Below are 11,324 nucleotides of genomic sequence, written 5' to 3'. Positions count from 1 at the left end.
TACTAGGGCCGATTGGATGAGTGTTAACAGGCCCTAACATATCAGCCACCCAGTAATGCGGCTATCTCCTTGCTTCGTTTTACCCGTGAATGTCGATGTGTCGATGATTGACTTTCATTCTGTTTGCTGCGCTTGTGTTTGTGTGTGGCTTTTGTACAGGACTGCTTTTCTGCGTCAATTCGGGTATCTGATTGTCGGGTTTTGGTGACGGATCGCTTCTTGTTTGTGTTTACGCGGTTTTTATTGCCGTTCGGTTTTCTGTTTTGTTTACGATCATGACCATTTGCGCGTTTCTGAATGGGCTCGGCTTTGATGTTGGGATCCGGTTCGTAGCCTTCAACAACTATTTCCGGAATCTTTCGTTTCAAAAGTCGTTCTATATCCTGTAACAGCTTGTGTTCATCCACGCATACGAGAGATATGGCTTCCCCTTCATTTCCGGCCCTCCCGGTACGTCCGATACGGTGGACATAGTCCTCAGGGACATTGGGTAACTCGTAGTTTACAACATGAGGCAGCTGGTCGATATCCAAGCCACGTGCGGCTATATCGGTGGCTACCAGTACACGTATCTCTCCGTTTTTGAAACCGGCCAGTGCCCGGGTGCGCGCACCCTGACTTTTATTGCCGTGAATTGCCGATGCGCTAAGGCCGTCCTTCTCCAGTTGTTGCGCCAGACGGTTAGCGCCATGTTTGGTGCGTGTGAATACCAACACTTGTCGCCAGTTTTGCGATCCGATCATATGGCTCAACATCTCTCGCTTACGCCGTTTGTCCACCGGATGAACCACCTGTTCGATCTTTTCGGCGGTGGTGTTTCTACGCGCGACCTCTATCAATTCGGGATGCTCCAGCAAGCGGTCAGCCAGTTTTTTGATATCACTGGAAAATGTGGCGGAGAAGAGGAGATTCTGACGTTTGTTGTTGTCGGGCAGCAATGCCAGTACTTTGCGGATGTCATGGATAAAACCCATGTCCAACATGCGATCGGCTTCATCCAGCACCAATATTTCAATTTGGGAAAGATCCACTGTCTGCTGACCGGCATGGTCCAGTAGCCTGCCCGGCGTGGCGATCAGGATATCAACACCACGGCGTAATTTATCGATCTGAGGGTTGATCTTGACGCCGCCGAAGATAACCGCAGAGCGCAAAGACGTATGGCGGCCATAGGTTTGGACGCTGTCGCCAACCTGGGCTGCCAGTTCCCGGGTTGGTGTCAGTACCAAAGCCCGAACAGGTCGTTGACCGTTATGCGAAGGTTGTTTTGCCAGCCGCTGTAACAGGGGTAAGGTGAAGCCTGCGGTCTTGCCTGTACCGGTCTGGGCGCCGGCCATGACATCCCTGCCTGTGAGAATGACGGGGATCGCCTTGCGCTGAATCGGTGTGGGTTCGGTGTAACCCTGATCGTGAATGGCGCGCAGAAGTTCGGCCGACAGGCCGAGATTTTCAAATGACATGGGATAGTACTCCGTAACCAGCTATTACTCCATTTCAGCAGAGGGCATGAACCGGTTACTTGATTAATTTGTTGGATTTCCAAAAGGGGAGTTGCTTGCTCAACCCTTTGGCCCCGCACCGGAAGTCCTGTGTCGGGTTGTGAATCTGAATCTATTTGTTACTCCAGTCTTGCCCTCCCCGCGACAGCAATGCTGGCGGGAGCCGGTCCGGGCTGGAAAAGATAGCTGTCAATAAGCGGGAAGCGCTTTCCCTGATGTGGGAGAGGCGAACGGCTCAAGGTATTTCGACGAGCGGATTATCCTAGTGGGCGCTAACCGGTCAATCGCCCCGAAGCCGCGCACTATACCAGAAAAATCGTCACCGATCAGATTTGTTTCGTTTTTTCACCTTGCGGGGGCCTTTTTTACCCATTTTCGGCTGCTCCAATCTGCTGATGTTCAAGCGTTGGCCGCAGACCCAAGCCCTTTTCAGATCCTGATAAATATCTTTCGGTATCCCGACCGGTAGATCGACGAGGCTGAAGTCATCATGGATATCGATATGCCCGATATACTGAGCATCAAGCCCCGCTTCATTTGCGATTGCACCAACGATATTGCCGGGTTTGACCTGGTGTTGATGCCCTACATCGATGCGAAATCGCTCCATACCATTTGCGGGACGGGTTTGTGGTTTGCGCTGACGTTTCTCATTTTTCCCCCGCTGTGACTTCGACTCTGTATCACGCCGGGCTGGCCTCTCCCTTTCCGGTTTCAGCAATAATGATTGATCACCCATCGACAGCTTGGCCAGCGCGGCGGCGATCTCGAGTGCAGGTACATCGTGCTCCTGCTGAAACTGCTCCAGCAGGCTTTGCATGAATTCCAGTTCTCCTGTTGCAATGGTATCGCTGATGCGCTGTTTAAAATTGGCGATACGCTTGTTGTTCACCATCTCGGTGGTCGGTAGTTCGAGGGATGCGATTTTTTGTCTGGTTGCCCTCTCTATGGCTTTGAGCATGCGACGTTCGCGGGGGGCAACAAAAAGAATGGCGTCACCGATACGTCCGGCGCGCCCGGTACGTCCGATGCGATGGATATAGGCCTCGGTGTCATGGGGGATGTCGTAATTTATGACATGGCTGATCCGCTCAACATCGAGGCCACGCGCGGCTACGTCTGTAGCAACCAGGATATCGAGAGAGCCACGCTTCAGGCGCTCGACCATCTGTTCCCGTTGCTTCTGCACCATGTCTCCATTCAATGCGGCGGCGGCATAACCCCTGGCTTCCAGGCGCTCAGCCAGTTCACTGGTGGCGGTCTTGGTGCGTACAAATATGATGATGGCGTCGAAGGTCTCCACCTCCAGGATGCGGGTTAGTGCATCGAGTTTGTGCAGACCGCTGACCTGCCAATAGCGTTGTCGAATGGTATCTGCAGTCGCGGTTCGCGTCTTGATCGCGATCTCGCAGGGATTGTTGAGGTGGTGACGGGCAATGTGTTGGATCTCTTTCGGCATGGTTGCCGAGAAAAGGGCTGTCTGATGCACTTCCGGGACCTGTTCCAGAATCCACTCCACGTCATCGATAAAGCCCATGCGCAACATCTCATCCGCTTCATCCAGCACCAGAGCTTGCAATCTGTCCAGTTTAAGCGTCCCCTTGCGCATGTGGTCCATCACCCGTCCCGGAGTGCCGACAACCACGTGCACCCCTCTTTTTAACTGCCTGATTTGACCAGAATAGTCCTGACCGCCGTACACCGGCAGTACATGAAACCCCTTGATGTGTGCCGCATAACGTTGAAAGGCCTCGGCTACCTGAATCGCCAACTCCCGGGTAGGTGTAAGGACCAGTACCTGGACGTTGTGTTGTTTGGTGTCGAGTCTGGATAGCAGGGGCAGGGCGAAAGCAGCTGTCTTGCCGGTTCCCGTCGGTGCGTGTCCCAACAGATCCCGGCCTTCCAACATATAGGGTATGGTCTGAGCCTGAATTGGCGAAGGTGTTTCGTAGCCGACCTCGTCAAGTGCCTTCAATAAAGGCTTGGGCAGGTTTAAATCACGGAAACTGGAGTGGAGGGCGTTGGTGTCGGACATTGGGGGATTCCTGGTGGGGCGAAGCGATATGGCCATAGGCAAGGCCGGGCGGAGCAGTATAATGTTTCACCTAGTGATTACAATAGCTTATTTAAAATAACCGGGTTAAATGGCGTTATAAATGAAGATTGAACAGATTTGGGTCGATGCCGATGCCTGTCCGAAGGTGATCAAGGAGATTCTTTACCGTGCTGCTGAGCGGGTAAGGATAGCGTTGATTCTAGTTGCCAATCAGCCATTGCAGGTGCCGGGTTCCCGCTATATCCGCACGGTCCAGGTGGGGGCCGGTTTCGATATTGCCGATAACTACATTGTACAACGGGCGCAGCCGGGCCATCTGGTGATAACGGCAGATATCCCCTTGGCGGCCGAAGTGATACCGAAAGGGTGTCTGGCATTAAGCCCGCGCGGGGATCTCTATACCGAGGAGAACATCCGCCAGCGCCTGAATATGCGTGATTTCATGGATACATTGCGTGGCAGTGGCATTCAAACAGGTGGACCGGCAGCCCTCAGCCAGGCAGACAGGCAGGCATTTGCCAATCAGCTTGACCGCTTGCTGGCTTGTTGAGCAGGCGGTCTGGTGGCCTGCAAGACTATTTCAAGCCGACCTTTTCGCTGGTTGAACGTGTATCGAGGCTGAGTGCGGAATAGAGTGGGCAGGTGGCGAATAGGCCGGTCAGCAGCAGAATAAGCCCAATCCAGCCGACCGGGCTTTGCAATCCATAGAAGATATTTCCGATCAGCAAGATACCAATAATGATGCGGACGACACGGTCGACTTTACCGACATTCTTTTTCAGTAAATCCATATGTGTTGCTCCCGATAATAATCATTATTAAAAGCCTACCATAACCTCTATGTGTATTGATTGTACCTTATCGCTGATTAACAATTGTTTTCATAAAATCGGCCGTCCTATCATGAATCATAAATTGATATGTTCCTTACAATGTCGCTGATTGCCAATGAACCAATGCATGGGTGAGCCATGAACGCCAAACACTTGCGTGAATCGTTACGCAGCTCAGCGGATCCTTTAATAGCGGAACACTCTCAACGCTTCTTCAAAACCGGTAAGGGTGAATATGGTGAGGGGGATCGCTTTCTGGGTATCCGAGTACCCGTTCTCCGGCAACATGCCCGACAACACCGCAACATACCCATCAAGCAACTCCTTCAATTGTTGCGCTCCGGATATCATGAAGAGCGTCTCTGTGCGCTGTTGATCATGGTATTGAAATATCAAAGCGGTAGTGATGAAGAGAGGGAAACAATCTTTCAACATTACTTGAACAATACACGATATATCAATAATTGGGATCTGGTAGACAGCAGTGCCTACCATATAGTTGGGGTACACCTCGAAAATAGAGATAGGCGCATATTGCACAACTTGGCCGGGTCAGAAAGCCTTTGGGAGCGTCGTATCGCCATTATCTCAACCCTGCATTTCATTAAAAAACAACAGTATGAGGATACCTTAAGGATATCGCGTCAATTGTTGGATGATACTCATGACTTGATACACAAGGCGGTTGGCTGGATGTTGCGGGAGGTGGGAAATCGTGATCTATCGGTTGAGCAGACATTTCTTCACGAGCACTACCAGAGTATGCCCCGTACCATGCTTCGTTACGCCATCGAGAAGTTTCTGCAAAAGCAGCGCAAAGCCTATCTGAATGGCCAGATTTGATCGTACGCCGTATAAAATGCATTAAATGAGACGATATGCCATAATGTGTATGAAATTTATTATATTCTTCATACGATGGCCGTTACGACTCAATTCCGCTCTTTCTTGCTGCTTGTCCTGCTGGTTTATGCGCCTTCCTGCCTCTCCCATGGGGTGAGTTTGAAAATAGAGCGGCAGGAGGCGGGTGTTATCTGGCTTCAACATAGCGACGACACTCCCCTGGCCGATGTTGAATACGAACTCGCTGCAGACGGTGGAAACGCACCCTATCAATCCGGAAAGAGCGATGCATTGGGTAGGGTTGTGTTCATTCCCGGGGATGTCCGGGAGTGGCGGTTAAGGGTCTTCAGCGAGGACGGGCACGGTATCGATACCGTCTTCGAATTGGCTCCAGGTGCGACATCACACTCTCATACTGGCCAAACCTATTCGGACTTCACCAAACTGATTTTGGGTATTGGTATCCTGCTGAGTGGATTTGGAGTGATGATGTTGTTTGTGAAGCGTAAGAGACGGTGACGCATTCAATACATTGCATCTGCTGAATATGCATATACCCGACGGTTTCATTGCACCACAGTTCTATCTGTCGGCCTATGTGGTGACAGGCGGAGCCTGGTTGTGGGCGGCGCGGGGCCTTAAACAGCGGCTCGATGAAGAGATCATACCCCGTTTGGCGGTGATTACCGCATTGGCCTACGTCATTGGAATGGTCATGTTGCCTCTACCGGGGGGAAGCACGGGACATCTGGTGGGAATCGCCATGCTGGCGATGCTGTTTGGTGTAAGGCTGGCTTTTTTGGCGTACAGCCTGGTGCTCTTGCTGCAGGCACTGCTGTTCGGCGCGGGGGGGATTACGGCCCTGCCGGTGAATGCATTCGCGGTCGGACTTGTCGGTGCAGCAGTGATGACCCTATGCATGGGTTTGCGAGGTGAGCGAAATCCCCTGCCATTTCTAGCCGCAGGGACATTTCTAGCAGTGGTGATACCCGCTTTGCTGATAGCGTTGGTATTGGGGATTCAGCCGGCCATCGCCCATCGGGATGACGGTACCCCCCTGTTTTTTCCATTCGGCCCTGAGGTGGCGGTGCCTGCAATCCTGCTGCCTCATCTGATAATTGGCGGGGTGGAGGCGCTGCTTACCCTGGCTGTCTGGCGCTATGCCAAGACAAGGGGGTGGTTGGCATGAGGGATTTAGGTTGGATATTGCTCTATCTGCTTACCGTGGTTGGGGTGACGCTGATACATCAACCGTTGTATCTATTGATCGGCCTGGTTGTGGTGATTCTGTTTTCGGGTTCGCTACGTTGGCGTCTGCTACGTAAGGCGCTCCTCTCCATGCTGCTGTTCAACACAGCTGTCTCCCTTGGATATCTGATAATCGCCCTGCTGCGGGATGAGTTCCGTGTCGAGTATCTGATATTGATCAACGTTCGTGTGTTGTTGCTGGTGATGCTGGGATTTTGGCTGAGCGCCAGGATTAATTTCGCCAATGCATTGAGATTCTCGCCCACACTAACGTTTTTAACCACCTTGGCTGCAGGTCAGATTCGTCTGATGAGCCGCATCATCAATGATTATCGCGCGGCGTTTGAGAGCCGATGTCTGAAAAGACCGAGCTGGCGTGATCGGTCCAGGCTCGCTGTGGTGCAGACGGAAGCGGTAGTGGAGCAATCCCATCATGCCGCAACAGAGATCGGCCAGGCGATGCGTTCAAGAGGCGTATTCAATGATTGAACTGGATCGTATCGGATTCAACTGGCCTGAGGGTCCTGCTGTATTCAAGGATCTGTCCCTGCGGGTGGAGACGGGAGAGAAGTTAGTGGTGTTGGGTGCCAACGGATGTGGTAAGACAACCCTGCTCAAGCTGCTTAACGGTCTTCTGTTTGCAACCTCGGGAGACTATCGCTACAGGGGTGATCCAGTGACCAGGCAGCTTGTACGCAGCGGCCCATGGGCCAATCGATTCCGGCGGGAAATGGTATTGCTGTTCCAACATCCGGAGGCGATGTTGTTCAATCCCACGGTTGCCGATGAGATAGGCTATGGCCCCCGCCAATTGGGTATTCCCGACAGTGATAAGCTGATTCAGGAATGGGCTGGGCGTTTGGGTCTTCAACCGTTACTGGAAAAGGCTCCTTATAGCTTGTCAGGCGGTGAGAAAAAGAAAGTGGCGTTGGCCGCGCTACTGGTTCTGGAACCGGCGTGCCTGCTGCTTGATGAACCGATTGCCAATCTCGATCCCCGCAGCAGTGGCTGGGTGGTCGATTATCTACTTGCCACTGAGGCGACAGTGATTATCACGACCCACAATTTAAGCATGGCTGCTGAATTGGGCGAGCGCTGCCTTATCATGGATGAGCGGGGCACGCTCTGTTTTGACGGCCCGGTCAAACAGGCTTTGGCGGATATGGAATTGTTGCAGCAAGCCAACCTGGTGCATCGTCATCAGCATCGGCACGGTGCAATCAGCCATTCCCACCCACATGTACACGACTGGGAGTAGATGAAGCCATGACAGATTCCAAAGAACTTGCCCGTGTCACTGTTTCACTGCCGGAAGGTCTACTGAAAGAACTGGATAAACGCTATACCGATCAGGGCTATGCATCCCGTTCAGAGCTGGTACGGGATATGATAAGAGAAAAACTGGTGGAGGAGCGCTGGGCCGGCGAGCATGAGGATGTGTTCGGTGTATTGACCATCAGCTACGACCATCATCAACGTGGCTTGACCGAGAAGATCAACCATATCCAGCACCACAGCTATATCAATGTTCTCTGCACAACCCATGTGCATCTTGATCACCATCACTGTCTGGAAACCATTATTGTACGGGGAAAACCCGATGAAATAGAACAGCTGGTCACCAGGATAGGCGGTATGCGAGGCGTCAGATTCTCCAAATTGACCCGAGCCTCGATACCGGCAATGTGAATCAATCAGGGTACCAGGGCCAGTCGCTTTAATTGGTTATCAATGGCTCGAAAGGCGAGTTATTGATGCGTGGCACAACATCTTACCCCCTCCGATTATTTCTTCTATTGTATTTATCAGGCGGTTGAATAATTTTTCAACGGGGGGTTCGGGTGAGGGAGCTGGAAGAGCGTATTCAAACCATTGGTCATCAGATGTGGGCCGAGATGCAGTCGAGGTCCGATACCCACCCTCGAGGATGGATCGATCGATTGCTTGCCCAATTGCTGGCTGACGATCAGTTTCGCCTGCAAGGTCTTCGCTTCGTCGACACCGTACCGGTGCTGACCGACGACGCACAACTTGTGAACCATTTCAGGGAATATTTCTCAGTACTCGAAGGTAGTCGTCTGCCGCCACTGCTGGCCTGGGGGATCAGGCGCAGCACATCTCCGGCACTACCGACAATGCTGGCACCGGTCATCCGCACTGCAGTACGGCGGGTTGCGCAGCGTTTTATCGCCGCCGAGGACGCTGACGGCATACTGGGTTGTGTGGCAAAGCTGCATGGAAGAGGGATTCGCGCAAGCCTGGATATGCTGGGTGAAGCGACTGTGAGTGAGGCGGAAGCCCTGGGCTATCAGCAGGCCTATCTCGACTTGATTGCCAGGGCTTCCGAAGTTAGCAAAGCCTCTGATAGGGACACAGACTTGAACCTCTCGATAAAGGTCTCTTCTCTCTATTCACAGATTTCGGCCGTTGACAGTGAAGGAAGTATCATTCAATTGGCCGAGCGTTTGAAACCCATCTGCCATGCCGCCATGACGGCGGGACTCACGCTTACCCTCGATATGGAGCAGTACGACTATAAAGCGATTATCCTGCAACTGTTCAAACGGTTGGCCATGGAGGAGTCGTTGCGCCAATGGAAAGGTATGGGGATAGCCATCCAGGCCTATCTACGTGATGCGGATAGTGATCTGGACGAGCTCTTAGCTTGGGTCGAACTAAGGGGCACACCCATTATGGTGCGTTTGGTGCGTGGCGCCTACTGGGATATGGAAACCGTGGTTGCAAGACAGCAGGGATGGCCGGTACCTGTTTGGCCCACCAAAGGCGAAACCGATGCCTGCTATGAACGCTCCCTGGTCCGGCTTTTTGAATCACCGCTGATCAGGCCGGCAGTGGCTACCCATAACCTGCGTAGCATTGCCTGTGCCATATCACTGGCAGAGAAGACGGGCAGAGGTCGGGACGAGTACGAGTTTCAAATGCTGCATGGAATGTCGGGCGCATTGGAACCCCTGATAACCGATCGAGAGTTGACTTTGCGCCTCTATCTGCCGATTGGTGAGTTACTGCAGGGTATTGCCTATCTGGTAAGGCGCCTACTGGAGAACTCTTCGGATCAATCGATTCTACCCCTGATGCCGAAACTGGATATCACCCGGATACTACAGCCTCCCCAGACAGGCGATGCGGAGGAATCGACGACCCTGAAAGGATTTACCAATCAGCCTTTGCATCGATTCACTCAATTTTCAGAGCGTGAGGATTTTGTTTCTGCACTCGAGGCGGTGGAGAGCGAGCTGGGTAAAACCTACCCGCTGATGTTAGCGGGCCACATTGCTTTGGAGGAGCATGTCATCGACTCCACCAATCCCGCCGATACGACGCAACTGGTCGGCAGGGTTGTCAGTGCCGGCGCTGATGATGCTGAAATGGCGATCAGGCAGGCCCAGTCAGCCTGCAGCGACTGGCGGGCGAGGTGTTTCAGCGAACGGGCGGACTACCTGGATCGTATTGCCGGTGCATTGGCCGGTCAGCGTGACCGGTTTGCCGCATGGGAGGTGAAAGAAGCGGGAAAGGGGTGGACAGAGGCGGATGCGGATGTGGCGGAGGCGATCGACTTTCTTCACTACTATGCGGAACGTGCACGAGCCCTCGACAGGGGGCAAAACTCATCCCTGCCGGGGGAGGAGAATTGGCTAACCTACCAACCCATGGGTGTTGGTGTGGTGCTTCCACCCTGGAATTTTCCACTGGCTATTCCGGTTGGCATGTTATCGGCCGCCATAGCCTGTGGTAATTGTGTGATCCTCAAGCCCGCATCACAGACGCCCGTGGTTGCCTGGCACTTTTGTCGGCTGCTGCAGCAAATAGGACTCCCCGAGGGTGTTGTGACCTGTCTCCCTGGGAGTGGGGCTGAAATAGGTGAAGCACTGGTACGCGACCCACGCACCCATTTTGTTGCCTTTACCGGTTCAAGGGAGGTGGGTCTGCATCTCCATCATCTGATGTCACAATCCATAGAGGGGCAGCGCCATATCAAGCGCCTGATTGCCGAGATGGGTGGCAAGAATGCGATCATTATCGATGCAGATGCCGATCTCGACGATGCTGTTACAGGAGTTATCGACTCCGCCTTCGGTTATCAGGGGCAGAAATGCAGTGCCTGTTCCAGGGTGATATGCCTGGACTCGATCCATGACAGATTCGTATACCGTCTGACTGAGGCGACACGCAGCCTCTCTGTCGGTGATCCAGCGGAGCCTCGCAACAGGGTCGGCCCAATGATCAGTGCCGAGGCAAAACAGCGCATTCAGCAACGTATCGAGGAGGCCAGGATCACGGCGCACCCACACTACATCGGAGCCTCGAAATCGAATCATGCCCACTATCTGGCACCGGTTATCTTCACCGATGTGGAAGAGGAGTCACCGTTGGCACAAGAGGAGATATTCGGGCCGGTGTTGGCGGTGATGCGCGCGACAGATTTCGAGGACGCCCTGCGTATTGCGAACAGCACCGCCTATGCGCTAACCGGAGGGGTCTACTCCCGTCTGCCATCCCATTTGGTACAGGCAAAACGGGAGTTTGCTGTGGGAAATCTCTATATCAATCGCAAAATTACACGCGCTATGGTCCACCGACAGCCTTTCGGTGGTTTCAAGTTGAGTGGGATGGGTTTCAAGGCGGGTGGTCCCGACTACCTGCTGCAATTTCTGCAGGCTAGAAATGTAACCGAGAACACATTGCGGAGAGGTTTTGCCCCCGCAAATCCGGCTATTGGAGATTAATCCGGGTTTTGCAATGAATTTAGGGCCTGTTAACACTAATCCAATGCGCCCTGTTGTGCCTGAAAAAGCGCCAATCAAGGCGCACCCCAAGGGCACT

Annotated in this window: 11 protein-coding genes; 8 read left to right on the top strand and 3 right to left on the bottom strand. The window is 53.0% G+C overall.

Going from position 1 to position 11,324, the window contains the following annotated elements:
* Positions 1–41: 41 nt before the first annotated feature.
* Together CODIS_RS19280 and CODIS_RS19275 are read right to left on the bottom strand one after the other, a co-directional pair.
* Positions 42–1,460: a DEAD/DEAH box helicase gene (locus CODIS_RS19280; protein ID WP_069128288.1), complete on the bottom strand. Its 1,419-nt coding sequence runs from the start codon at positions 1,458–1,460 to the stop codon at positions 42–44.
* A gap of 358 nt (positions 1,461–1,818) precedes the next feature.
* Positions 1,819–3,534 (bottom strand): DEAD/DEAH box helicase, encoded by a 1,716-nt coding sequence (locus CODIS_RS19275; RefSeq protein WP_069128287.1) that lies wholly within the window; start codon positions 3,532–3,534, stop codon positions 1,819–1,821.
* A 121-nt stretch (positions 3,535–3,655) separates the two neighbouring features.
* Between CODIS_RS19275 and CODIS_RS19270 the strand changes: the two genes are divergently transcribed.
* Positions 3,656–4,105, top strand: coding sequence for a YaiI/YqxD family protein (locus tag CODIS_RS19270; RefSeq protein ID WP_069128286.1), 450 nt, complete (start codon positions 3,656–3,658; stop codon positions 4,103–4,105).
* A 25-nt stretch (positions 4,106–4,130) separates the two neighbouring features.
* On the opposite strand, the gene CODIS_RS19265 is transcribed toward CODIS_RS19270, so the two are convergent.
* Positions 4,131–4,346, bottom strand: a complete 216-nt coding sequence (locus CODIS_RS19265) for a YgaP-like transmembrane domain (RefSeq protein WP_305782132.1) — start codon at positions 4,344–4,346, stop codon at positions 4,131–4,133.
* Between the two features lie 180 nt (positions 4,347–4,526).
* On the opposite strand from CODIS_RS19265, the gene CODIS_RS19260 reads away from it, so the two are divergent.
* The 7 genes from CODIS_RS19260 to CODIS_RS19230 all read left to right on the top strand — a co-directional run bounded on the left by CODIS_RS19260 (position 4,527) and on the right by CODIS_RS19230 (position 11,227).
* Positions 4,527–5,231 (top strand): DNA alkylation repair protein, encoded by a 705-nt coding sequence (locus tag CODIS_RS19260; protein WP_069128285.1) that lies wholly within the window; start codon positions 4,527–4,529, stop codon positions 5,229–5,231.
* A gap of 75 nt (positions 5,232–5,306) precedes the next feature.
* Complete coding sequence (locus tag CODIS_RS19255) at positions 5,307–5,750, top strand: hypothetical protein (protein WP_069128306.1); 444 nt, start codon at positions 5,307–5,309, stop codon at positions 5,748–5,750.
* Positions 5,751–5,778: 28 nt separating this feature from the next.
* Complete coding sequence (locus CODIS_RS19250) at positions 5,779–6,420, top strand: energy-coupling factor ABC transporter permease (RefSeq protein ID WP_069128305.1); 642 nt, start codon at positions 5,779–5,781, stop codon at positions 6,418–6,420.
* The gene (locus CODIS_RS19245; protein WP_069128284.1) at positions 6,417–6,968 is read left to right on the top strand and encodes an energy-coupling factor transporter transmembrane component T family protein; all 552 of its coding nucleotides are present in this window, start codon (positions 6,417–6,419) and stop codon (positions 6,966–6,968) included. The genes CODIS_RS19250 and CODIS_RS19245 overlap by 4 nt, the downstream gene beginning before the upstream one ends.
* Entirely contained in the window at positions 6,961–7,737 is a 777-nt protein-coding gene (locus CODIS_RS19240; RefSeq protein ID WP_069128283.1) for an energy-coupling factor ABC transporter ATP-binding protein, read from the top strand. The genes CODIS_RS19245 and CODIS_RS19240 overlap by 8 nt, the downstream gene beginning before the upstream one ends.
* Positions 7,738–7,745: 8 nt before the next feature.
* A complete protein-coding gene (gene nikR, locus CODIS_RS19235; RefSeq protein ID WP_069128282.1) occupies positions 7,746–8,168 on the top strand; it encodes a nickel-responsive transcriptional regulator NikR in 423 nt (140 codons plus the stop codon).
* Positions 8,169–8,320: 152 nt separating this feature from the next.
* Complete coding sequence (locus CODIS_RS19230; RefSeq protein WP_069128281.1) at positions 8,321–11,227, top strand: proline dehydrogenase family protein; 2,907 nt, start codon at positions 8,321–8,323, stop codon at positions 11,225–11,227.
* The last annotated feature ends 97 nt before the right edge of the window (positions 11,228–11,324 follow it).

Origin of the sequence: Candidatus Thiodiazotropha endolucinida, assembly GCF_001715975.1 — a bacterium.
Classification (GTDB): domain Bacteria; phylum Pseudomonadota; class Gammaproteobacteria; order Chromatiales; family Chromatiaceae; genus Thiodiazotropha; species Thiodiazotropha endolucinida.
Note: the sequence above shows the minus strand (reverse complement) of the source record. Positions and strands in the feature narration are given on the sequence as shown.

Excerpts from the sequence above, each read along its gene's own strand:
- CODIS_RS19280 (WP_069128288.1), bottom strand. The coding sequence starts at position 1,460 with ATGTCATTTGAAAATCTCGGCCTGTCGGCCGAACTTCTGCGCGCCATT.
- CODIS_RS19275 (WP_069128287.1), bottom strand. The coding sequence starts at position 3,534 with ATGTCCGACACCAACGCCCTCCACTCCAGTTTCCGTGATTTAAACCTG.
- CODIS_RS19270 (WP_069128286.1), top strand. The coding sequence starts at position 3,656 with ATGAAGATTGAACAGATTTGGGTCGATGCCGATGCCTGTCCGAAGGTG.
- CODIS_RS19265 (WP_305782132.1), bottom strand. The coding sequence starts at position 4,346 with ATGGATTTACTGAAAAAGAATGTCGGTAAAGTCGACCGTGTCGTCCGC.
- CODIS_RS19260 (WP_069128285.1), top strand. The coding sequence starts at position 4,527 with ATGAACGCCAAACACTTGCGTGAATCGTTACGCAGCTCAGCGGATCCT.
- CODIS_RS19255 (WP_069128306.1), top strand. The coding sequence starts at position 5,307 with ATGGCCGTTACGACTCAATTCCGCTCTTTCTTGCTGCTTGTCCTGCTG.
- CODIS_RS19250 (WP_069128305.1), top strand. The coding sequence starts at position 5,779 with ATGCATATACCCGACGGTTTCATTGCACCACAGTTCTATCTGTCGGCC.
- CODIS_RS19245 (WP_069128284.1), top strand. The coding sequence starts at position 6,417 with ATGAGGGATTTAGGTTGGATATTGCTCTATCTGCTTACCGTGGTTGGG.
- CODIS_RS19240 (WP_069128283.1), top strand. The coding sequence starts at position 6,961 with ATGATTGAACTGGATCGTATCGGATTCAACTGGCCTGAGGGTCCTGCT.
- nikR (WP_069128282.1), top strand. The coding sequence starts at position 7,746 with ATGACAGATTCCAAAGAACTTGCCCGTGTCACTGTTTCACTGCCGGAA.